Genomic DNA, 23,128 nt, shown 5'->3' with positions numbered 1-23,128 from the left:
TGAAAAAACCGCTGTTTCTCAATAAACTTGTGTTGTGAATATCTTCCGGTTTTTCACTGCCTTTTGTCAAATCATATGCAGTAATGAAGAGGACGAATGCCAAAAAAGCAGTAAAAACACGAAAAACCTTTCCTTTTGTGCCTCTCAAAGCAGCCCACCACCTTTGTCTTAGGGTGAGCCAAATGAGATAAACTCATTCTATAAAACAGCTCCGGTCTCTCTCAATGAGATCCTGTAATGAGCGAACACCCTCTGCAGGATGATTCAGCACATATACTTCTTTCTGAGTTTCCCTTAAAAATCCCTTCTTACACAAAAAATCAATGTACTGCTTCACCGCTTCAAAAAGACAATCTTCACTGCATTCATATCTGAGCGACATATTTTTTTTATGAATATGCAGTTTGCACTGCTGTAAAACGGCTGAAAAATGAATCGGCGCACGTTTAGCTCCGAGATCCGTAATAAACAGATAAAGATACCCCTGCCACACAAAAACTGGACTCTTAAAAACGGCTCCTTTTTTAACAGGGACAAACACTTCAGTCGGAAGAAACGGAAGGGACGTCTGCCGCTTTTCATAAAACAGCATCCTGAGGCGATTTAATTCCTTGGAGATGAACCGATGGGGTTTATGGCGAAAACGAAGAATGGCCTTCATCCAGTTGTCATAACGCAATGAAGACTTAGATTCAGTAAAAAAAAGATGTCTTGCAGATGCCAGATGGATTGGAATGGTTTGTATGGAGCAATAAGAATGGTTCGTGTAAAACGGAATGATGTGGCTGAGCCGGCAGAAAGAACGTGTTTCCGGGCAATAACATATCAGTTCCCTGCATGGACCGGCATTGATAAACTGCCAATGGAAAGCAGAAAGCTGATAAAAGGATGGAGCAGTGCGTTTTAAGCGGCTGTACCCCATAATCCACTGCGGGATGATTCCCGCTTGTTTGAAGCCCGCTGTCCGTTTTTGAAAGACATCTGGAGCGATAGTAGCGCATTGATATTCAACAGCAAGCATATGCCCCTTAATATTTCCCATGATGTCAGGTCTTTGATTGATGCTCTTGATATACGGTTCCAATAGCGGAGAAGCTTGCTGCGTTTTCAGCCACACATACAGCTGCCTTTTTCCTTCTAAGTGATAGGCGCTCTCCGGTTCAATGTCTATCGAACAGGATTTGTTCTGTTTATGGGCGAAATGCGGCGCTTTTTGAGGTCCGAGCTTCACAGCAAGCTCACCCCCGCACACCGGGCAGAAGAATCGTCTCTGCTTTAATTTCTGCCTTTGCGAAGCGCCTAGAAGGTGAAACATTTGGCCGTCTTCAGTTACAGCACTAAACACTTGTCATCTCTCCTTTCCAGATAAGGTATACTTTTCTGGAAAAGATGAGCAACTCCTGTTCACCGTATTTTCCGCATGTATGGATGTTTTTATTTTTGGCCTCAAAAATGGCATTTCAACGCATGAAAAAACCGATTTCCGGGAAGAAATCGGTTTGCTATGATGCAAAGTGTTTTTTTATTGTTTCTAGAGCATGCTCTGAAATAACCAGCTTGCCGTACTCTTCAAGACGGTGTATGCTGATTGAGGATTCATTTGCGTACTCCAGCAGGATGCTTAGCTGATTTTCAACCTCTTCATCAATCATATTGCCAAAATCTACATATAAATAATATCGGTTCTCAAACGAATATAAAGTCGTTCTGCTTCCGTTAACGTTCAATTTAGATAGAGAAATAACATCCTCAAAATCGCCAAACCGCAAGACAAATTGAAGCTTTTGCTCCTTCTCTTCCTGATTGACGGCTTGCTCTTCTTTTTGGAAATCATCCAGCAAGGCGTCAAGATCCTCAGATGCTGGTTCTTGCTTTTTATCCTCAGGAATCGGCAGTTCGAGCTTTTGTCCGTCTTTGGAAAGCTGGGCTTTTGTGACGATGATTTCTAATCCTTTGTCCAGTGCCTGAACTTGAATCCAAAGAGGGCCTTCCACAGCAAATTCCTCTTCCTCATGAACTTCATCCATGACTTCCCAGAATAGTTCTTCACTGCGCTCACGGTTATACCAAATTTCTTCTCTGTCAAAACCGCGATCTTCGATATCTCCGTAAGACATATAAAATTTTACTGTATGCTCGTTAATTCTTTCAATTTCCATTTGCCAACCTTCCCTTCTATATAAGATGTTGAAGGGACATCTAAGCTCCCGATTAATTGTACTTTACTACACTTTACCCATTCCGTCCACATCTTAACCTTATGCAAGGCCAGTGTGAATTCCTTTGTATTTCTATTTTATGATAAAACAGTCACAAAAGAAATAAAAATGCACCTTTTCCCAAAAAACGGCAGATCTGCGGCTCATATCATAAAATACGACCTGTCTCATATAGTAGTAGTACAAGCGATGGGACGAAAGCGAGGTGCCGATTCATGGAGCATGACTATCTGATTTCTCTGCTTGTTATTGTCGGGATCGATCTAATCCTCGGCGGAGATAATGCGGTCGTCATAGCCATGGCCAGCAGAAATTTGCCAGACAAGCAAAGACAGCAAGCCATTATTCTCGGAACATTTATCGCCGTGGCCATGAGAATCGGATTAACAAGCGCAGCGGTATATCTTTTGAACATTCCGTTCTTGCAATGCACCGGCGGAGTTTTTCTGCTGTATTTAGGATATCAGCTGCTGATTGAAAAAAAAGACACGCAGCACATCAAAAGCAGCACCTCCCTGTGGAGAGCGATACGAACGATTGTGCTTGCAGATCTCTTCATGTCACTGGACAACGTCATCGCAGTTGCGGGAGCGTCACACGGTGAGTTTTCTCTCGTTGTCATAGGTTTGTGCGTATCTGTGCCGGTTATTATTTGGGGCAGCAAACTCATCCATATTGCATTGGAGAAAATACCGCTTCTGATTTACGCGGGCAGCGGGCTGCTGGCTTACACAGGAGGAGAAATGATTGTAAGAGACAAAAAGCTGTCTTTTTTCATGGCACAGCACGGTGCCGTTGAAACACTCCTCCCCATTTTAACGGTTGCGTTTGTCATCCTTGCGAGTATTTATTATCAGCAGGTTGAAAAGAAATAAAGGAAGGCTGATGACTCAGCCTTCCTATTCTTCAAAGGTTTTCAAGCACGCTGAGCTGAAAAAATGACAAGACACTAAACACAAATCAGTTTTAAGGTCTTGTCAGCAATCTAAAAAAGAAGGCTGATAACTCAGCCTTCTTTTGAAAATACGATTTATTAGTTTGCCAAACGCTGTGCTTCTCTTAATTGGAAAGAGCGGACTTTTCTTGGCAGGAAACGTCTGATTTCGTCTTCGTTGTATCCGACCTGCAAGCGTTTTTCGTCAATGATGATCGGACGGCGAAGCAAACCTGGGTGCTCGTTGATCAAACGGTACAAATCTTGCAGCGGCATAGATTCAACGTTCACGTTCAGTTTTTGGAATACTTTTGAACGAGTTGAGATGATTTCATCTGTTCCGTCCTCAGTCATTCGAAGGATTTGTTTTATTTCATCAATTGATAAAGGTTCAGAGAAAATGTTTCTTTCTTCAAATGGAATCTCATGCTCCTCGAGCCATGCTCTCGCCTTTCTGCATGAAGTACAGCTTGGTGATGTGTATAATGTAACCATTCATCTTCACTCCTCTAATTAGTAGGATGAACATCTATTTTATTCTTAAATTGAAATTACTCTAAAAAAGGAATCTTTACAGGTATTATACTATAAAAAAGTAAGTGTGAACAGTATCCTAAGAAAAAAATATGTCAATCCGGCAAATTTTTAATGTTAATGATCTGTTCTAATTCTCAATTAGCTTAACTGATCGAAAATATTTTTTTGTTTTTCTTCATCAATGATTTTCAAGACCTCATGTGTTTTTTCGTACGATTCCCCGTACCATTTCTCATCTTTATAAGTATGAATGTTTTCATATGTCTGCTTCATGGCTTCTAAAATTTCTTCTTCTGATTCTGTTTTTGGTGACCAGTACAGAATCTCCATCTTGCTTACTTCATTCGTAGCCAATGACCGGCGCCGGTACCCAATTGACTGAGCATGCTTGAAATGCTCTCTTTGATAAAATCTAAGGCGTTTTTCTGTATCAGTATCATCTTCATCAACAGGCTCCACCTCGAGCAATATCGGCTTGTTTTTCATTTTCAGCTTCGCGATCAATTTGCCGCCAAGCCCCTGCCCTCTTGCATCCTTAGACACATATAGATAATCTACGAAGATAAAAGAATCGAATTCCGCAAACATTAAAATATGATGTTTGCCTTCGTCTTTATGATAAATATCGCTCCGCTCTTTCAGAAGAGCTTCCATATGCGCTTTTGATTTCATTTCTTCAATTGGAAAGTACTCGCTAAGCTTTTCATACCAGTTCATTGATTTGCTCCTTATGAGTTCATTGTCTTCATACTTTTAGATATACCCCATTTCTTCTTGTTTAAACAGCTTTACATCTATAAAGACGTACGAACTTCCGCCATGGTTTCATTTTTTTTCAGCAAAAAACGGAGCCAGATGCTCCGTTCATTTTGACGTAGATGTAAAAACTCTCATAGAACGCGGTTTTCCCGCTTATAATGAAGCAGCTTGGGCTGCGCCAGTGCAATAAGAAATGTCATGCCGTATAATGCTGCGGACGCGAGAAAAGCTGTTTTCGCACCAGCCGCATCAGCCACGAACCCCATAACGGAGTAAGTGATGCCTGACCAAGGAGTCAATATCGCATTTTTTGCAGCCATGATCCCGATACGCATCTGCTCGGGAATGACCTCCTGCAGGATCGTTTCCTGGCAAATATCACGCACCTGATAAAAAGGCCCCATTGCAGCACAAGCCAGAGCGCATAAAAGCGGAAATGGAGAAAATGAAAACAAAAGAGTCAGCACTGACATCACAAGCGAGCTGAACATAATGGCATAGCCCATGTTCTGCGCAAAAAAGGCAGAAAAACGAATGGCAATCACACTGCCAATCATTGCACCTATAAAATAAGAAGCGTTAAACGTCCCCCACCACACCTCTGTTTCATGCAAAACAGCCGAAGTAAATGCGAGTAGAATAGCAGATGACCAAACAGAACCCGCCAGCGCTTCTATCATGTCCATTACAGCAATGTCTCTTACAACCGGGATGAGCATTAAATCCTTCCATATACTTCTGGCAGATGCAGTTTCAGCAGTTCCTTCAGTCTCTTTTTCCTTTACGAGAAGCATACTGATGGAAGCTCCTGAAAGAACAAACAGGCAAATAGCTGCACCAACAACGAATTCAAAAGGCACGGCATACGTCAGAAGGCCTCCAAGGCCCCAGCCTGCTGTTAAAAACAATTGATTCGAGAGGGAGATCACACCATTCGCTTTTACATATTGCTCTTTTGGAACAATCATCGGCAGGAGCGCAAATCTCGCCGGCTGAAAAAAAGCGCCCGCGAAAGAAAAACAGAAAACAAACAGCAGCGTTACCCAAAAGGAAGCTTGTCCGTTATGACTGACGGTGTATGCCATTAATATTGTAAAGACCGCTCTCAGCAGATTTGCAAGTGCAAGCACCTTTTTAAAACCGAGATTGCGAATCATCGGTGTGATGCAAAAGCTTGCCGCTATACTCGCAAACGACATGAACGATAAAACAAGACCCGCCAAAAAGACGGAGTCAGTCATTTGATAGACCCGGACCATTAAAACAATTGTAACAAGGACTCCTGCTAAAGATTGAAGAGATTGAGACAGCAGCAGCGCAAAAACATTTTTGTTATGCAGAAAGTGAATCGCATTTCACCTCCGCTTTTTCCTCTCATTGTAAATGTTTCCACTCTTATTTTCTATGATTGCACAAAAAATTCTTCAAGAGAAATCTCTTGAAGAACTGTCTGCTCATGAATAAGCTTTATATTCTGACTCTGTGCACATCACAAAATGTCCCGGTTTCACTTCACGGAATTCCATCGTTTCTCCATCTTTTAATTGATGGACTGACGGATCGTATTTCTGGCGGACGCGATTTCTCTCATGGTCCGGATCAGGAAGCGGAATCGCTGAAAGCAATGACTTTGTATACGGGTGAAGCGGGTTTTCATAAAGTTCATCTGCCGGCGCAAGCTCAACCAGTTTCCCGAAATACATCACTCCGATACGGTCGCTGATGTATTTGACCATCGATAAATCGTGGGCAATAAACAGATATGTGAGCCCTTTTTCTTTTTGCAGTTCTTTCATTAAATTCACGACCTGCGCTTGAATGGATACATCCAAAGCGGAAATCGGCTCATCCGCGATAATGAATTCCGGATCAACAGCCAGAGCTCTGGCAATCCCGATTCTTTGGCGCTGGCCGCCGGAAAATTCATGCGGGTAGCGGTTGGCGTGTTCCTTGTTTAAACCGACTGTTTCCAAGAGCTCATGAACCCGCTGCATCCGCTCTTTTTTCGTTTTCGCCAAATGATGAATATCGAGGCCCTCAGCAATAATATCAGCAACTGTCATTCTCGGATTCAGGGATGCGTATGGGTCTTGGAAAATCATCTGCATTTTGCGGTTGAACTCCAGCAGCTTTTTCCGCGATTTTTTCCCGTGCACATTTTCGCCGTTGAACAGCACCTCACCATCGGTCGCGTCGTAAAGCCGAATAATGCTTCGCCCTGTTGTTGATTTACCGCAGCCCGATTCACCAACCAGACCTAACGTTTCACCCTTATAGATATCAAATGATAAATCGTCTACAGCCTTAACCGTTCCCCTCGGCGTGACAAAGTGCTGTTTTAAATGTTTGATTTCTAATAGTTTCTCAGTCAATTTATTCACCTTCTCTCACTAAGACAGGTTTTTCATACGTGTTTGCCAGTTTGCGCATTTTCGCTTTTACCGCTTCAGGCGGCTCTACCTTTGGCGCGTCAGGATGAAGCAGCCACGATTTGACATAATGAGTATCAGACACCCTAAACATTGGCGGCTCCTGTTCAAAATCAATTTTCATCGCGTAAGGGCTTCGCAGCGCAAAAGCATCTCCTTTTGGCGGGTTCGTCAAATCAGGCGGCGTGCCGGGAATGGCAGTCAATTGCTCCTCTCCCGAACTTTCCAGTGTCGGCATGGATGCAAGCAGCCCCCAAGTATACGGATGTCTCGGATCATAGAAAATCTCGTCTACCGTACCTGTTTCTACAATCTGTCCCGCGTACATGACAGCGACTCGGTCAGCAACGTTAGCCACCACACCAAGATCGTGTGTGATAAAGATGATGGATGTGTCAATTTTCTTTTGCAAATCCTTCATCAATTCCAAAATTTGCGCTTGGATTGTTACATCAAGAGCAGTTGTCGGCTCATCGGCGATCAGAAGCTTCGGATTCGCCGCAAGAGCCATCGCAATGACAACCCGCTGTCTCATCCCGCCTGAAAACTCATGCGGAAATTGATTGACCCTTTTTTCCGGCATCGGGATGCCGACTAAATCCAGCAGCTCAACGGCGCGTTTTTTCGCCGCTTCCTTTGAAATCTTCTCGTGTTTAAAAAGCACTTCCGTAATTTGTTTGCCGACCTTCATCGTCGGATTTAAAGAGGTCATCGGATCCTGGAATATCATCCCGATCTCTTTTCCCCGGACATTTTGCATCTCTCTTTCGGACAGCTGCACCAGGTCCTTGCCGTCAAATAAGATCTTACCGCGCTTAAAATAGCCCGGAGGCATTGGAATCAGCTTCATGATCGCTTGAGAGGTCACACTTTTTCCGGAACCTGATTCTCCGACGATGGCCAGCGTCTCTCCTTTATTCAAATGAAAATTCACCCCGCGGATTGCCTGAACCTCTCCGCCATATGTTTTAAATGAAATCGCTAAATCGTTTACTTCTAATAGGCGTGTCACCCGTATCACTCCCTTATTTACGTAACTTAGGATCCAATGCGTCTCTTAATCCGTCGCCGACAACGTTAAAGCCAAACATTGTAATGCAGATAAATCCGGCAGGGAAGAATAAACGCCACGGATAATAGGTCAATGCAGGCAATCCGTCAGAAGCCATCGTTCCCCAGCTTGCCAGCGGAGCCGGAACACCAAGTCCCAAATAGCTTAAAAAGGCTTCTGTAAAAATCGCAGTAGGCACTGTCAATGTCATCGTGACCAAAATAGGGCCCATTGCGTTTGGCACGATATGCTTAAACAGCAAACGAGACGTTTTTGCACCAAGTGTCTGTGAAGCAAGGACATACTCCTGATTCTTCAGCTGCAGCACTTGTCCGCGTACAATTCTGGCCATATTAATCCAGCCCGTAATCGTCATCGCAATAATAATTGTAAATAGCCCTTTCGGAAGAACGACCATCAGTAAAATAACCATTAATAATGAAGGAACTGCCCAAAGGATATCGGCGATACGCATCATGATTTCATCCGTTCTGCCGCCGCGGAAGCCTGAAATGCTCCCCCAAATGACGCCGATCAGCAAATCAAGAACAGCGGCCGCGACACCGATAAAGATTGAGATTCGCGCACCAACCCATGTCCGGACGAAAATGTCCCGTCCAAGGTCATCTGTTCCGAACCAGTGATCTTTTGAAGGCGGCTTATCCGCATTTAAGAGATTAGTAGTTGAATAATCATATCTTGAGAAAACCGGCGCAAAAATCGCCATAAGAATAATAAGTACAATAATGATAAGCCCGACCATTGCAAGCTTATTGCTGCGGAAGCGAAGCATCGCATCTTTCCAGAGGGAAAGGCTCTTTTTACTTATTTTTTCTGCATCGCCGGCATTCGCTGCGGCTGGTTCAAACATATTTTTTGGAATGTTCTGCATGGCCTAGGCTCCTTTCTTTGCTTTGGAAAGCTTGATTCTTGGATCGATAATGCCATATAGCACGTCTACGATTAATACACACAATAGCAGGATGACGCTGAAGAACACCGTTACACCCATAATGACTGTGTAATCACGGTTTGTAATACTGTTTACGAAATGTGCACCAAGTCCCGGAATACCAAAAATCGTTTCAATAATGAAGCTTCCCGTTAAAACTTGTGCGGCCATCGGGCCCATGTATGTAACAACTGGCAAAAGAGCGTTTCTAATGGCGTGACGCACTGTGACGGCCAGACGGGACAGCCCTTTTGCTTTCGCTGTGCGAATATAGTCACTGTTTAACACTTCGATCATGCTTGAACGGGAAAGTCTGGCAATAAACGCCATCGGCATGGAAGAAAGTGCGATTGAAGGCAAGAAGGTGTATGCCCAGGACTCCCACCCCGCGACTGGAAACAGACCAAGCTTCATGGAGAACACATATTGCAGAACAGCCGCCATGATAAAGCTCGGAACTGAAATGCCAAAGATGGTCAAAATCGCGACAGTATAATCCTGCCACTTATTATGGTAAAGGGCTGCAATGACCCCAAACAATACACCTAACGCTAAAGCGAGGAGAATAGCTTCTGCTCCAAGAGTGAATGAAACGGGGAAACCCGAATTGATCAGGTCGTTAACACTCTGACCTTTATATTTAAATGACGGTCCAAAATCCCACATTGCAACTGATTTTAAATAGCCAAGGTATTGAACAAACAGCGGCTTGTCCAACCCATAGTGTTCATTTAAGTTGGCTTCAATTTCAGGCGGAAGCTTTTTCTCATCCGAAAATGGCCCGCCCGGTGCTGCCTGCATTAAGAAAAAAGTCACGGTTACAATGACAAATAGAGTGATAACCATGTAGATTAAACGTCTTCCGATATATTTCAGCAAGGGGAAACACCTCCATTGTTTTTACATGATCAGTAAGAAAGGTATATGGGTAATAGGTCCCATATACCTTGAGGTTTGTTGTTTTCACATAGACTTATTGAAAGTACGCATTTCTGAAATAAATTTCTCCAGTTCCAGTAATGATAGTTCCTTTCAGATTTTCGTCCTGCACCCAAGGGATCGTATAAAAATAGATTGGTGCAACAGGCATATCATCCATAAAAATCTTCTCTGCTTTCTTAAGCAGTTCGATACGCTTGTTACTGTCCGTTTCAGTTTGGGACTCATTCAACAGCTTTTTAAATTCCGCGTTTTCCCAGCCAGTATCATTATTTCCTCCGTCTTTATCCTTGAACAATTCAAGGAAGGTGATCGGATCATTATAGTCGGCAAGCCAGCCCATACGCCCGATTTGATAGTCTAGGCTGTGAAGTTTGTCGATATAGACGTTCCATTCGGAATTATCAAGCTCAACATTTACACCAAGGTCTTTTTTCCACATTTCCTGAACAGCTTGAGCAAGTTTCGCATGCGCATCATCCGTATTATAAGACAATTTAATTGTCGGCAGGTCGGAAGCTTTGCTCAGGCCTAACTCCTTAAGACCTTTTTTCAAATATTCTTTCGCGGTTTTCACGTCGTTATCGTCGAAATAACCTTTTTTATTATCTTCAAATCCCTTCATTGACGGTGGAACTGCGGCCATAGCCGGAATTTGTTCGCCCTGCGTCACGTTTTTCACGATCGATTGACGATTGATTGAATAGGCCAGCGCTTTACGAATGTTTACATTATTCAATGGCTTTGCCGTCGTATTAAATTTGTACCAGTAAACACCAGCAATCGCTTCAACGTGTAACGAATCATCTTTCTTCAGAGTTGGCAGCGATTCAGTCGGAAGCTGGCCAAGCGGCATCCCTGCCCAATCAAGTTCACCAGCTTGGAATTTCTTAAGCTCAGTATTGTTATTGTTGATCATGACCATTTTGATGTTTTTCAGCTTAACCTTGTCTTTATCCCAATATTGATCATTTTTTTCAAGAGAAATAGATCCGCTGTGTTTCCAAGATGTCATTTTAAATGGTCCGTTGGAGACGTAATCTTCGCCCGCATTGGTATACCATTTTCCATTTTTCTCAGCAACCTTTTTGTTGACCGGCATATAAGTATAGAACGCAGTCAATTGAGTGAAAAACGGTGTCGGATGATTCAATTCAACTTTTAACGTCTTATCGTTCACCGCTTTTACAGCTACGTCATCCAAGCTTCCTTTTCCTGTGTTTGCAGCTTCCGCGCCTTTGATGTAATAAAGCTCATAAGCATACTGCGACTCATTAACAGGATCAAGAGCCCATTTCCAAGCATATTCAAAGTCTTGTGCTGTTACAGGGTCGCCGTTTGACCATTTTGCGCCATCACGAATTGTAAATGTATATGTCTTTCCATCTTTGCTCGTTTCAATTTTAGAAGCTGCGCCTTCTTCAGGCTCACCATCTGCATTAATGCGTGTCAATCCTTCAAAAGTCTGACGGATAACACCCCCTGATACTGAATCTTTTGCTAATCCCGGATGTAAAGAATATGGCTCAGTTTTAATATTAATGTTAAGTGTCGTCTTTCCTTTACTGTCCTTTTTCCCTTCACCGTTTGATCCGCCGTTGCCGCCAAAGCCGCACGCGCTCAGCACGAGAGTGAAAATGAGTATCAACGTGACAATCGACCAACGTTTTTTCATATTCGCAAACCCCCTAATCATAATTTTTCAGCTCCTTACGGCTAAACACTCAGAAATATCAGACAAATGAACCTAAGTTTCCGAAACTTTTATTCTGTTCCGTCTTTTCTGATTATTTTTGTAAAAAAGCTGTAACACTAGAGTGAACAAGTTCATTATAATGAAACAAATAATTTATTGCAATATTATTTTATCAATTTAAAATATTTGAACTTCGTTAGTTTTTCTTCCACGAACGTAATATCCTTCTATCGATTAAAGCATAAATTGATTAAAAACTATTTTAGGAGTTTTGTATCCATATTGCTTTTTACATATAATATATTGCTGTTATCACGCTGATATCAGTTATCATTTAAGGATTTTTCAGCGCCTGTGTTATGTATATCATTACAATATTACCGGGAAAAAGAATGTTTTTTGATGATGACAATTGGTTATAATTGATTTATAATGAAGCAATCAAAAGAAAAGCCTGCTATGAAAAAGAGTAGTACACATTTCACCCGTTTGAAGAGAGTCTGCGGTGCTGGGAGCAGATAACGGGCAATGCGGAATGGACTTTGGAGCAGCTGACCGAAACCGAAAAAGTAGGCTCAGCCGGAGCAGTCTCCGTTACAAACGTCAGAGTGATTCCATTTTAATGGAATAATCAGGGTGGTACCACGGTTCATTCGTCCCTTTTTTACAGGGGAAGAATGAGCCTTTTTTATTATGTTTTAAGAAATGAGGTTGATGTTTACATGAAACAAACGATTTTTTCAGGCATTCAGCCAAGCGGCTCCGTTACGCTCGGCAACTATATCGGTGCGATGAAGCAGTTTGTCGAACTGCAGCATGATTATAACAGCTATTTTTGCATTGTGGATCAGCATGCGATAACCGTTCCTCAAGACCGGCTTCAGCTAAGAAAGAATATCCGCAGTCTGGCGGCGCTTTACCTAGCTGTAGGACTTGATCCGGAAAAAGCGACATTGTTTATTCAGTCAGAGGTTCCCGCCCATGCGCAGGCCGGATGGATGATGCAGTGTGTCGCGTATATCGGCGAGCTTGAACGGATGACTCAATTTAAAGACAAGTCCAAAGGCAATGAAGCTGTCGTCTCCGGCCTGTTAACGTACCCGCCGCTGATGGCCGCTGATATTCTGCTGTATGGAACAGACCTTGTGCCTGTTGGTGAGGATCAAAAGCAGCACCTTGAGCTGACGCGGAATCTCGCCGAACGCTTCAACAAAAAATATAACGACATCTTTACAGTTCCAGAAGTGAAAATTCCAAAAGTCGGCGCACGCATCATGTCTCTGAATGATCCATTGAAGAAAATGAGCAAATCAGATCCAAACCAGAAATCTTATATTACGTTGCTTGATGAACCGAAGCTCCTTGAAAAGAAGATCAAAAGCGCTGTGACAGATTCTGAAGGCATAGTGAAATTTGATAAAGAAAACAAACCGGGCGTTTCCAATCTTCTTACGATTTATTCAATCCTCGGCAATACGACAATTGAAGAGCTTGAAGCAAAGTACGAAGGAAAAGGCTACGGCGAGTTTAAAGGTGATTTGGCAGAAGTCGTGGTGAACGCATTAAAACCGATCCAAGAACGCTATCATGAACTGATTGAATCTGATGAATTAGACCGGATTCTTGATGAAGGCGCGGAACGGGCAAACCGGACAGCAAACAAAATGCTGAAAAAAATGGAGAATGCCATGGGTCTTGGCCGAAAAAGACGCTGATCAAAAAAACCGCTCTTTAGCAAGAGCGGTTTTTTCAGTTTACCTTTGATTCGTTTTCTATTTCCCACAGCTTTTCAAAGAAAGGCTGCCCTTTTATCAGGTTTTCGCAAAAAGCCAGATGCTTGTCCGACCAGCCTTCAATTGTTTCGTTATACAGCATGTCCCAAATCTCTTCAAAGCTCATCCGCTTGATTTGTTCATACATATGCGGGTTCCACTCTGTGTACCAGTAGCCAATTTCAGCGCGGTTTTTCAGCCCTTTTAATTGGTCAAGCGCCATAAACATCAGCTGCTTGATTTGCCGTTCTTTTCTTGTCAGTCCTCTGACGTGTTCCGGAGCTAATGATAAAATGTGATATTCTTTTGAGGATTCCAGCTTCTTTGGCTCAAATTCATAAGTTTCAGGCTCTACATCTTTTACCATTTCATAAACGAGCTGCTCCTGTCTTGGAATCAGACGGCTTTTTCTGACAGGGATTGTGTAGCCGATTGTGTCGACAGCCAAAATGCCGATTCCGTCTGTTACGACAAAACAATACTCAAGCTTAGTCCGCTCGTGATTTTTTCGAATGTACGATTTTTGATGTACGTCTTCAAGCAAACCTTTCGGAAGCTCAGACAGATCGTTTTCTATGTAATGAAACAGCACTGACGGCACCCTTAACAGCGGCACCTGATCCAAAAGCTCAACCGTATCTTCCTTGCGCCATTCATGAAAGTGACATACATTGTAGCCATTTTCTTCCCCTTCAAACCAATTGACCCACACATCATGAAGAAATAACATCTCTAACCCCTCACTTTTATAAAAACTGTTGTCCACAGTATAGGCAAGGGACAGAGAAATTATTCCAAGGAGATTGAGGAAATCTGGAATTGCTGGATTTATATAAGAATCACAAAAAGCAGATCTCTTTGTATATTTTCTGACAAAAGGAGATCTGCTTTTCTTCTGTTTTTGTTATATTTTATAACAAATATTATTTTCATTTTTATTTAATATTCTTCGGATCAAGTGCATCCCTTAGGCCGTCACCGACAAAGTTGAAGCATAGAACGGTTATTAAAATTAATAGCCCGGGAAATAATGGGTACCACCATGCTTGAATCATTACTGTGAAATTCTGCGCATCTTGGAGCATGTTTCCCCAGCTTGCGATTGGCGGCTGAATTCCGAAGCCCAAGTAGCTTAACGCTGATTCAGCGAGAATGACAGATCCTACTTTGAGCGTCGCCGAGACGATAATCGGCCCCAATGCATTGGGCAGAATATGAGAAAAAATAATTTTATGTGTCTTTGTTCCAATTGTTTTAGCGGCGAGAACATATTCCCTTGAACGAAGCGACAAAAATTCTCCCCTTACCAACCGCGCTGTCGTGGTCCAGCCTGTGAGACAGAAAATTAAAATCAGTTTGTCCACACCTGGTTTAAAGATGGTGACAAGTGTGATAAGCAAGAAAATATCAGGAATAGATAATACAATGTCGACCAGACGCATGATGACAGCATCCACGATTCCTCTGAAATATCCAGCTATTGCTCCTAAAACCGTTCCGATCAAAATCGAACCGACTACAGACGCAAAACCAACCAATAAAGAGACACGCGCTCCATACAAGATCCTACTGAAAATATCACGTCCGAATTTATCCGTCCCCATCAAATGTTCGAGGCCCGGCGCCTTATATTTATCAAGCAGGCTTTGCTGCTCCTGGGGATAAGGCGCAATCAAAGGAGCGAAAACAGCAGACATAATAATGATAAACAGCAGGACGGCTCCTAGAACGGCCAGTTTGTTTTTCGAGAATTTTTCCCAGAATATCTTGGTCATCGTATCTGGTTTTTTCGAAATATTTTCTTTCAGCCTGATCTCCGGCGAGGGAGTGGTTTGCAGCTCTGACATCTCCGTTTCCCTCCTTTTAATATTCGATCCGCGGATCAACAATCGCGTAAAGGATGTCTGCAATGAGGTTTCCGACAACGACAAGAACCGCGGAGATCACAGTCATTGCCATGATAACCGGATAATCACGCTGGAATGCCGAATCGACAAACAGCTTTCCTAACCCCGGCCAAGTGAAAATTTGTTCAACAACGACAGATCCGCCGATAAATGAAGGAATCATCAAACCGAAAATTGTAATGACGGGTAATAATGCATTCCTCAATCCATGTTTAAATAGCACTCTATTCTCTTTAAAACCTTTTGCTCTCGCTGTGCGAATATAATCTTGTTTTAAGACATCAAGCATATTGGATCTCGTGTATCTCGTCAGTCCGGCCATGTCAGCTGTAGCTAATACGAATGCAGGCAGAATTAAATGATGAATCCGGTCAAATATATTGAATTCGGTATTCAGCGTCTCGACACCACCGGTTGGAAACCAGCCGAGATTTACTGATAACACCATAATCAAAATTAATCCAAACCAAAAGTTTGGAATAGCCAGACCTATAAACGAGGTAAATGTAATGCCATAGTCGAGCTTTGAATACGGCCGCTTTGCCGACAGGACACCGAATGGAATAGAAATCATAAGAGCCATAATCGTTGAAACGAGCATCAGCAGCAGCGTATTGGGCAGCCTTGCCATAATCAATTCTGAAACAGGCGTCCCTTTTCTGACAATAGACGTTCCGAAATCACCCTGCACCATGTTGCCGAGCCACTTTAAATATTGAACGTACTGAGGATCATTCAGACCATATTTTTCAATAAACTGCTCTCTGTCAGCCTGGCTGATTTTCGGGTCCATCATTAACGTCATCGGGTCTCCGGGTGCGGCTTTCATAATAACAAATGATAGAATCGTAATTCCCAATAAAATTGGAATAGACATGACGGTTCTTCTGATAATATATGCAGCCATATACTTGTCCCCCTTTACTTTCCTTATTAAAAACAGAAGAGGGAGAAAACGCTCTCCCTCCCCTTTAAGGGAAAATTATTTTGCAAGCCACCATTTTTCGATATTATATAAATCACGTTTCGGATGGTATTTGTATCCTTCAAGATTTTGCGGCATTGCCATATGGTTGTTAGGGTAATACAAGAACGTATACGGCTGATCTTCCGCAATTTTTTGATAAATCTGCTCATATTCTTTTGAATATTGCTTTCTGTCGCTGATTGATTTTGCATCTTTCATGAGTTTATCCGCTTCGGCATTTTTATACCAAACGAAGTTTAAACCCTTTTTAATCTGGCTTGAATGGAACGTGTCATATTGATCAGGGAATGTGGATAAACTCCACCCCATGACCATTGCATCAAAATCCCAATTCGGAGGACTCATTTGTTCAACGAGAGCACTCCATTCAACGATTTGGGTCTTTACTTCAATGCCTATTTTTTTCAGCTGCTCCTGAACGACGACAGCGATGTCTTCACGGACTTTATTTCCTTGGTTCGTTTTAAGCGTAAACGAGAATTTCTTTCCGTCTTTATCTAAAATGCCATCACCGTTCGTATCTTTCCAGCCGGCTTCTGCGAGCATTTGTTTCGCTTTTTTCTCGTTGTACGCAAATTTCGGAACATCTATATCTTTAGGATAGTTCCAAGATAAAGGGCTTTCCGGAATGTAAGCTACCTTTCCGTCCCCATCTAATACTTGGTTGACGATTGACTCGCGGTCAAGAGCGGTTGTCAGCGCCTGACGGACCTTTTTATCCTTAAATAGTTCTTTTTTTTCATTCCATCCGATGTACACATAACTTAATGCCAAATCAGTAACGACTTTCACGTTATTGAATTTTTCAGCCATTTTATAGTCAGTGGCGGGCACATTAAAAAAGTTAATATCGCCTGCCTGCAGCTGTGTAACGGCAGCATTTGCATCAGGAATGACTTTATACGTCACAGTATCTAAATACGGTCTTCCATCAAAATAATCATCATTCGCTTCGAGCTTAATATATTGGCCCTGCTTCCATTCTTTAAACTTAAATGGACCTGAACCGATCGGTTTCTTTCTGTTAAACTCATTTTCTTCTAAATCGGCAATCGGAACATTACCGAGAATGTGCTTCGGCAGAATGGCTGTGCTGTCTAACGCATTGTTATAGAAATTACCGTCTTTATATTTCAGTTTGAACAATACTTCGTAATCGCCTTTTTTCTCTACGGATTTCAGCATTTCATATGTTGAGCCGCGTTCTCCCTTATAATCTTTGCTTAAAGGGACACTGTACGTAAATACGACGTCATCTGCAGTCAGTTCTTTCCCGTCATGAAACTTAACGCCTTTTTTGATTTTCACATCGTATGCCAGACCGCCGTCCAATTCTTTAATGCTTTCAGCGAGCGACAATTTTACATTTAGTTTTTCATCCGTTTTCGTTAAAAAGCTGTACAGCATATTTTCAATATCCGTACTTGCATCGTCCGTAGAATACAGAGAATTAAAGAGCGTGGGTTCCCCGATTGACCCGACAACCAAATCTCCGCCTTGCTGCGGTTTTCCTGCTGACTTTTTCTCGCTGCTGCTCGATTTTGATCCTGAGCAGGCCGATAAAAAGATGGCCAGAACCATCAATACACTTAGCATCATCAGTACGGTTTTCCGTCTTTTCATTAGATATTCCCCCTCTTGAAATGTTCGTACTTCTCAGCTGTTGTTTATGTAGTGCATACCCCCTCTCAAAGCTAGTCGGGCAACGATTAGCTATAAAGGTGACAAGCCACAAAATGGCTGGGAGCAGCTTCTTTGAATTCTGGTATTTGTTCCTTGCATATCGGCTTTGCGGCAGGACATCTTGTGTGGAAAACACAGCCTTTTGGCGGATTGGCCGGACTTGGCAGTTCCCCCTTCAGGACGATGCGCTCACGTTTGACAGATCCTTTTCTTCTTGTAACCGGGACGGATGATAAAAGAGCCTGTGTATAAGGATGAAGCGGATTATCGTAAAGTTCATGCTTACCGGTCAATTCCATCATTTTGCCAAGATACATCACTCCGACTCTGTCGCTGATATGGCGGACGACACTTAGATCATGAGAGATAAATAGATACGTCAGATTAAATTCTTCCTGTAATTCTTCCATTAAATTAATCACTTGGGCCTGAATGGATACATCAAGCGCAGAAACCGGCTCATCTGCAATGATCAGCTCGGGATTCAACGTGAGCGCTCTGGCGATGCCGATCCGCTGCCGCTGGCCTCCCGAAAATTCATGGGGATAACGGCTGGCAAACGATGGGTGAAGCCCCACTCTCGCAAGCAGTTCTTCGACTTTTTCGTTTCGTTCGCGCATCGTATACATGCGGTGCGTATGAAGCGGCTCCTTAATGATAGAACGCAATGTCTTTCTTGGATTCAAAGAGGCAAATGGATCTTGGAAAACCATTTGAATATTTTTGCGGACACTTTTCCGCAGCTTCTCCTCTGACAGATTGGAAATATCCTGCCCTTTAAAAAAGATTTGGCCTTCTGTCGGTTTGTAGAGCCTGATCATCGTCCTGCCGGCAGTCGATTTTCCGCAGCCTGATTCTCCGACAATTCCGAGGGTTTCTCCCTTATGTAATGAAAATGAAACACCGTCCACTGCTTTTACATCGCCGACTTTTTTTTGAAAAAGACCTGAGCGGATCGGGAAGTATTTTTTTACGTCACGAAGCTCTAAGATTGTTTCTTGATTAGCTGCTGTCATGATTGTTCGGCACCCTCTTCCTCATATAAAAAGCATCTCACCGTTCTTCCGCTTTTGTGCGTCAAAAGCGAAGGCTGATTTGTCCAGCATTTATCCATGGCTTTCGGACACCTTGGGGCAAAGCGGCAGCCCGGCGGCAGATTATCCGGTGTCGGCACGCTGCCTTTAATCGCATTTAATTTATCAATCTCTCCATCTATGACGGGAATCGATGTAAGCAGGCCTTCTGTGTAAGGATGCAGCGGCTCTAAAAATAAGTCGTCAACGGCGGCGGTTTCTACGACTTGTCCGCAGTACATGACAATTACTCTGTCGGCTGCTTCTGATACGACACCTAAGTCATGGGTGATGAGAAGAATCGACGTATTGAACTTCTGGCAGAGATCCTTCATGAGCTCCAGCACTTGGGCTTGTATTGTCACATCCAGAGCTGTCGTCGGTTCATCGGCAATGAGCAATTTAGGGTTACAGCTAAGTGCGATGGCAATCATCACCCTCTGTCTCATTCCTCCGGACAGCCTGTGCGGATACTCATCCATCATTTGCTCAGCCCGCGAGAACCCAACCATCTGCAAGAGTTCAACAGCTCTTTGACTGGCTTCTTTTTTCTTCATGTTTTTATGGTAAATCAGCACTTCGGTAATTTGTTCTCCGATTGTTAACACCGGATTAAGGGAGGTCATTGGTTCCTGAAAGATCATGGATACTTCGTTTCCGCGGATTTTGCAATAGTCATTTTCAGTGAATGAGGTGAGGTCTTTGTCTTCGAGTTTAATAGAGCCGTCCATGATTTTTCCGCCTGAGCTTTGAACAAGGCCCATGATTGATAAAGAAGTAATGCTTTTCCCGGAGCCCGATTCACCTACAAGCGCGACGGTTTCGCCTTTGCTGATGTGAAAATCGACACCGTCAACCGCAGGGATCGGCTCCTTTTTTCTGAAAAAATAAGTCTTTAAATTATTCACTTCTAAAAGTGTGCTCATGCTAGCTCTCCTTCCCCCTCTTGTTTCAAACGTTTGCAAGAGAAAGCAATCCCTTTATTCAGAAATAATAAATAATATTGAATTATCGAAAATTTTATATTTGTATATTATTACAATCATTTTGCAAAATCAAGAATTTTTTAGGATAAATGTAATATTATTAATGAAATTCCATTATTTTATCCTGTTAAAGCATTACATTCAAAAAGGTTTCAGCAGGAATGGACAGCCCGTCTGCCGTGTTTGCTTTGTTGGCCGTTAAATATTTTTTTACAATATTGAATCCGACCGCATATCCAAGCATTTTTGGCTGGTATCCTTTGCCGAATAACAGCTGGGAGAATAATCGATTATCTCGTTTAATATCCTGATGGGGCGCAATCTTTTTCTCGTATAAAGCTTGCAGCTGCTCCTGGGTATACCAAGATATCCATTCAGCTGTTTGACTTCGGCCGAACCTCTCATAAACAGCATATTCTGCAAGTCCTTCCATGATGATTGTATCAAGTAATGTGACATCCTTTTCCTCTTTCGTCAGACGCTCTAACCGGCAAACATGATGATATTCATGTGTCATTAGGGCAGATACCGATGCAAAATTTAAATCTGACGACAGAAAGAGGAACATTTTGTCTTGAAAAGCGAGCCCTGATTTTGATCCGAATTCTAAACGAATTCTTCTGTTTCGCTCATCAACCGGGAGCGGGACAATCTGGACATCAGGACCTTGCCATTTATTTTTGAGGTACTGTTCTTCCTTTTGAATATGCTCGTAAAAACCTTTTTCTTTCAGCTTGGATGCAGTATGAATACCTTCTTTTATGTTTTTAAACATTCCATGATGCTGAAGATGGCCCAGAATGCCTTTCCAGTTCTTTTTCTCCGCACTTGAAAAAAGCGGGACAATGTATGGCGCCAAATCATCGATTGAAGCAGCCTGCCGGAGCCATTTATATGTTTGTTTCACACTCATGTGATCGCCTCCTCATTTTATCCTATGCGCACAAAAAAAACCGGCTACCTTTAAAGGCAGCCGGTTTGGCGTGATTATGATTGATATTTCTTAAAGATTAATGTTGCATTATGTCCGCCGAATCCCAATGAGTTGCTGAGAACATAATTGAGATCCTGTCTGCGGGCTTCATCAGGCACATAATCCAAGTCACATTCTTCATCAGGCGTTTGAATATTGATTGTCGGCGGGATCACACCTTCTTTAATGGCAAGCACAGAGAAAATCGCTTCAATACCGCCGGCCGCTCCTAAAAGGTGGCCAGTCATCGATTTTGTAGAGCTTACCGCAAGTTTATGCGCATGCTCACCGAATACGGTTTTAATCGCCATTGTTTCGTATTTGTCATTGTAGTACGTGCTTGTCCCGTGAGCATTGATATAATCAATTTCTTCAGGGGCTATTCCCGCATCTCTAATGGCTTCTTTCATCGCTCTCGCTCCGCCTTCACCATCTTGTGCCGGCGCTGTAATATGATAAGCGTCGCCCGTTGAGCCGTAGCCAACAATTTCTCCGTAAATTTTAGCGCCGCGGGCCAGGGCATGCTCAAGCTCTTCAAGAACGATAATCCCTGCACCTTCACCCATGACAAAGCCGTCACGGTTTTTATCGAACGGGCGGCTCGCTGTTTTCGGGTCTGGATTAGTAGACAGCGCTTTGTTGGCACTGAAGCCCGCGAATGACATTCTTGTCAGAGGCGCTTCTGTTCCGCCTGTGACCATAACGTCTGCATCGCCGCGCTGAATGACTTTAAACGCGTCACCGATTGAATTCGTTCCTGTAGCACATGCAGTAACCGTACAAGAGTTAACCCCTTTTGCTCCTAACGCAATAGAAATCTGGCCTGTCGCCATGTCAGGAATCATCATTGGCACGAAAAACGGGCTTACCCGTCTTGGGCCTTTTGTTAAGAAAATTTCAAATTGAGATTCTAGCGTTTCAAGTCCTCCGATACCGGATCCTACCCAAACACCGACTCTCGGCGCGATCTCATCTGTAATGTTAAGATCCGCGTCTTCAACCGCCATTTTGGCAGCGACAACCGCATATTGTGTAAAGCGGTCCATTTTTCTTGCTTCTTTTTTATCCATATAATCTTCAACATTGAAGTCTTTTAACTCTGCGGCTACTTTTGCCGGATATTCTTCAGCGTCAACACGAGTGATCGGACCGATTCCGGACACACCGTTGATCGCGTTATTCCAGCTTGTATCGACGTCGTTGCCAAGCGGAGATAAAGCTCCAAGGCCTGTAACAACTACTCTTTTTTTACTCATCTTGTGTGCACCTCACTTTTTTTATCGGCCCCAGCGGATTGCAATGGCGCCCCATGTTAATCCTCCGCCGAACCCTACCATTACGACTACATCGCCGTCTTTGATTTTACCAGCTTCCAATTCTTCTACTAGAGAGATCGGAATAGATGCGGCAGAAGTATTTCCATATTTATGAACGGTTTTAGACATCTTTTCGACAGGAAGCTCTAAACGCTCGCGAGCGGCTTCCATGATGCGGATGTTCGCCTGATGCGGAATCAAAAAGTCGACATCCTCTTTTGAGAGCCCGGCTTTTTCAATGACATTTACGCATGATTCTCCCATTTGGCGGACTGCAAATTTGAAAACTTCTCGTCCATTCATGATTGTATGTCCTTTTTCATTTAGGTACAAGTGCTGACCGCCTGTGCCGTCTGCTCCCAGTTCAAATGAAAGGATTCCTCTGTCATCGCTGACCGGTCCGACTACCGCAGCACCTGCTCCGTCTCCAAACAGAACGGCTGTATTGCGGTCTTCCCAGTCTGTAATGCTTGAGAGCTTTTCTACACCGACAACAAGAACATGCTTGTAGGTTCCGGATTCAATAAATTGTTTACCGGTTATAACCCCGTACATGAAGCCAGCACAAGCCGCGCTGATATCCATAGCACACGCTTTCTTCGCGCCGAGCTGTTCTTGAATCATACAAGAGACCGTAGGAAATGACTGATCAGGCGTAACAGTCGCAACCAGGATCATATCCAGATCCTCCGCTGCCACTTCAGCTTGTTCCAGCGCCTTTTTCGCAGCTGCAACAGCCATATGTGATGAAAGCACATCATCTGCGGCAATTCTTCTTTCTTCTATTCCTGTTCTAGTACGAATCCACTCGTCAGAAGTTTCAACCATTTTTTCAAGATCATGATTTGTTAAAACTTTCTCAGGAACGTAACGTCCAACACCAAGTATTCCAGCTTTCATGAGGGAAGACTCCT

22 protein-coding genes and 1 other annotated feature are annotated in these 23,128 nt (G+C 43.1%); of the genes, 2 read left to right on the top strand and 20 right to left on the bottom strand.

What is annotated here, in order from left to right:
- Positions 1-193 precede the first annotated feature (193 nt).
- The 3 genes from G4P54_RS06085 to G4P54_RS06075 form a co-directional block, all read right to left on the bottom strand.
- Entirely contained in the window at positions 194-1,315 is a 1,122-nt protein-coding gene (locus G4P54_RS06085) for a competence protein CoiA (RefSeq protein WP_240939774.1), read from the bottom strand.
- A gap of 187 nt (positions 1,316-1,502) precedes the next feature.
- Entirely contained in the window at positions 1,503-2,159 is a 657-nt protein-coding gene (gene mecA / locus G4P54_RS06080) for an adaptor protein MecA (RefSeq protein ID WP_167872097.1), read from the bottom strand.
- Positions 2,126-2,266 (bottom strand): hypothetical protein, encoded by a 141-nt coding sequence (locus G4P54_RS06075; protein WP_141770187.1) that lies wholly within the window; start codon positions 2,264-2,266, stop codon positions 2,126-2,128. The genes mecA and G4P54_RS06075 overlap by 34 nt, the downstream gene beginning before the upstream one ends.
- 168 nt (positions 2,267-2,434) lie before the next feature.
- Between G4P54_RS06075 and G4P54_RS06070 the strand changes: the two genes are divergently transcribed.
- The gene (locus tag G4P54_RS06070; RefSeq protein ID WP_167872096.1) at positions 2,435-3,094 is read left to right on the top strand and encodes a TerC family protein; all 660 of its coding nucleotides are present in this window, start codon (positions 2,435-2,437) and stop codon (positions 3,092-3,094) included.
- Between the two features lie 158 nt (positions 3,095-3,252).
- On the opposite strand, the gene spx is transcribed toward G4P54_RS06070, so the two are convergent.
- From spx to G4P54_RS06030, 8 genes are all read right to left on the bottom strand, one after another.
- The gene (spx, locus tag G4P54_RS06065; RefSeq protein ID WP_003224599.1) at positions 3,253-3,648 is read right to left on the bottom strand and encodes a transcriptional regulator Spx; all 396 of its coding nucleotides are present in this window, start codon (positions 3,646-3,648) and stop codon (positions 3,253-3,255) included.
- Positions 3,649-3,828: 180 nt separating this feature from the next.
- Positions 3,829-4,407 (bottom strand): GNAT family N-acetyltransferase, encoded by a 579-nt coding sequence (locus tag G4P54_RS06060; protein WP_024714115.1) that lies wholly within the window; start codon positions 4,405-4,407, stop codon positions 3,829-3,831.
- A gap of 173 nt (positions 4,408-4,580) precedes the next feature.
- Positions 4,581-5,798 (bottom strand): MFS transporter, encoded by a 1,218-nt coding sequence (locus G4P54_RS06055; RefSeq protein ID WP_167873833.1) that lies wholly within the window; start codon positions 5,796-5,798, stop codon positions 4,581-4,583.
- 105 nt (positions 5,799-5,903) lie between these two features.
- Positions 5,904-6,821, bottom strand: coding sequence for an oligopeptide ABC transporter ATP-binding protein OppF (oppF, locus tag G4P54_RS06050; protein WP_024714113.1), 918 nt, complete (start codon positions 6,819-6,821; stop codon positions 5,904-5,906).
- A gap of 1 nt (position 6,822) precedes the next feature.
- Positions 6,823-7,899 carry an oligopeptide ABC transporter ATP-binding protein OppD gene (oppD, locus tag G4P54_RS06045; protein WP_081719799.1) on the bottom strand — a complete coding sequence of 359 codons (1,077 nt, stop codon included), beginning with the start codon at positions 7,897-7,899 and terminating at the stop codon, positions 6,823-6,825.
- A 4-nt stretch (positions 7,900-7,903) separates the two neighbouring features.
- Positions 7,904-8,821 carry an oligopeptide ABC transporter permease OppC gene (oppC, locus tag G4P54_RS06040; RefSeq protein ID WP_024714111.1) on the bottom strand — a complete coding sequence of 306 codons (918 nt, stop codon included), beginning with the start codon at positions 8,819-8,821 and terminating at the stop codon, positions 7,904-7,906.
- A gap of 3 nt (positions 8,822-8,824) precedes the next feature.
- Complete coding sequence (gene oppB, locus G4P54_RS06035; protein ID WP_167872095.1) at positions 8,825-9,760, bottom strand: oligopeptide ABC transporter permease OppB; 936 nt, start codon at positions 9,758-9,760, stop codon at positions 8,825-8,827.
- A gap of 94 nt (positions 9,761-9,854) precedes the next feature.
- Positions 9,855-11,495: a peptide ABC transporter substrate-binding protein gene (locus G4P54_RS06030; RefSeq protein WP_024714109.1), complete on the bottom strand. Its 1,641-nt coding sequence runs from the start codon at positions 11,493-11,495 to the stop codon at positions 9,855-9,857.
- A 471-nt stretch (positions 11,496-11,966) separates the two neighbouring features.
- Positions 11,967-12,180, top strand: a binding site (T-box leader).
- A 58-nt stretch (positions 12,181-12,238) separates the two neighbouring features.
- Between G4P54_RS06030 and trpS the strand changes: the two genes are divergently transcribed.
- On the top strand, positions 12,239-13,231 hold the full coding sequence (gene trpS / locus G4P54_RS06025) for a tryptophan--tRNA ligase (protein ID WP_167872094.1): 993 nt from the start codon (positions 12,239-12,241) through the stop codon (positions 13,229-13,231).
- Positions 13,232-13,265: 34 nt separating this feature from the next.
- Here trpS and G4P54_RS06020 read toward each other — a convergent pair whose 3' ends face one another.
- The 9 genes from G4P54_RS06020 to fabH form a co-directional block, all read right to left on the bottom strand.
- Positions 13,266-14,018 carry a YjbA family protein gene (locus G4P54_RS06020; RefSeq protein ID WP_024714107.1) on the bottom strand — a complete coding sequence of 251 codons (753 nt, stop codon included), beginning with the start codon at positions 14,016-14,018 and terminating at the stop codon, positions 13,266-13,268.
- A 205-nt stretch (positions 14,019-14,223) separates the two neighbouring features.
- A complete protein-coding gene (appC, locus tag G4P54_RS06015) occupies positions 14,224-15,135 on the bottom strand; it encodes an oligopeptide ABC transporter permease AppC (protein ID WP_024714106.1) in 912 nt (303 codons plus the stop codon).
- 16 nt (positions 15,136-15,151) lie between these two features.
- A complete protein-coding gene (appB, locus tag G4P54_RS06010; protein WP_024714105.1) occupies positions 15,152-16,102 on the bottom strand; it encodes an oligopeptide ABC transporter permease AppB in 951 nt (316 codons plus the stop codon).
- Positions 16,103-16,177: 75 nt separating this feature from the next.
- Positions 16,178-17,806, bottom strand: a complete 1,629-nt coding sequence (locus G4P54_RS06005; protein WP_024714104.1) for a peptide-binding protein — start codon at positions 17,804-17,806, stop codon at positions 16,178-16,180.
- Positions 17,807-17,892: 86 nt separating this feature from the next.
- Positions 17,893-18,882 (bottom strand): oligopeptide ABC transporter ATP-binding protein AppF, encoded by a 990-nt coding sequence (gene appF / locus G4P54_RS06000; protein ID WP_167872093.1) that lies wholly within the window; start codon positions 18,880-18,882, stop codon positions 17,893-17,895.
- Positions 18,879-19,865, bottom strand: coding sequence for an oligopeptide ABC transporter ATP-binding protein AppD (appD, locus tag G4P54_RS05995; RefSeq protein ID WP_024714102.1), 987 nt, complete (start codon positions 19,863-19,865; stop codon positions 18,879-18,881). The genes appF and appD overlap by 4 nt, the downstream gene beginning before the upstream one ends.
- 187 nt (positions 19,866-20,052) lie before the next feature.
- Positions 20,053-20,838 carry a DUF2268 domain-containing putative Zn-dependent protease gene (locus G4P54_RS05990; RefSeq protein WP_167872092.1) on the bottom strand — a complete coding sequence of 262 codons (786 nt, stop codon included), beginning with the start codon at positions 20,836-20,838 and terminating at the stop codon, positions 20,053-20,055.
- Between the two features lie 74 nt (positions 20,839-20,912).
- Positions 20,913-22,154, bottom strand: coding sequence for a beta-ketoacyl-ACP synthase II (gene fabF / locus G4P54_RS05985; RefSeq protein WP_167872091.1), 1,242 nt, complete (start codon positions 22,152-22,154; stop codon positions 20,913-20,915).
- A gap of 21 nt (positions 22,155-22,175) precedes the next feature.
- Positions 22,176-23,114 (bottom strand): beta-ketoacyl-ACP synthase III, encoded by a 939-nt coding sequence (fabH, locus tag G4P54_RS05980; RefSeq protein WP_024714099.1) that lies wholly within the window; start codon positions 23,112-23,114, stop codon positions 22,176-22,178.
- Between the last annotated feature and the right edge of the window lie 14 nt (positions 23,115-23,128).

Origin of the sequence: Bacillus tequilensis, assembly GCF_012225885.1 — a bacterium.
In the GTDB taxonomy this organism is placed as follows: Bacteria; Bacillota; Bacilli; order Bacillales; family Bacillaceae; genus Bacillus; species Bacillus tequilensis.
The sequence above is the reverse complement of the archived record's forward strand: the minus strand, read 5'-3'. Positions and strand labels throughout refer to the sequence as shown.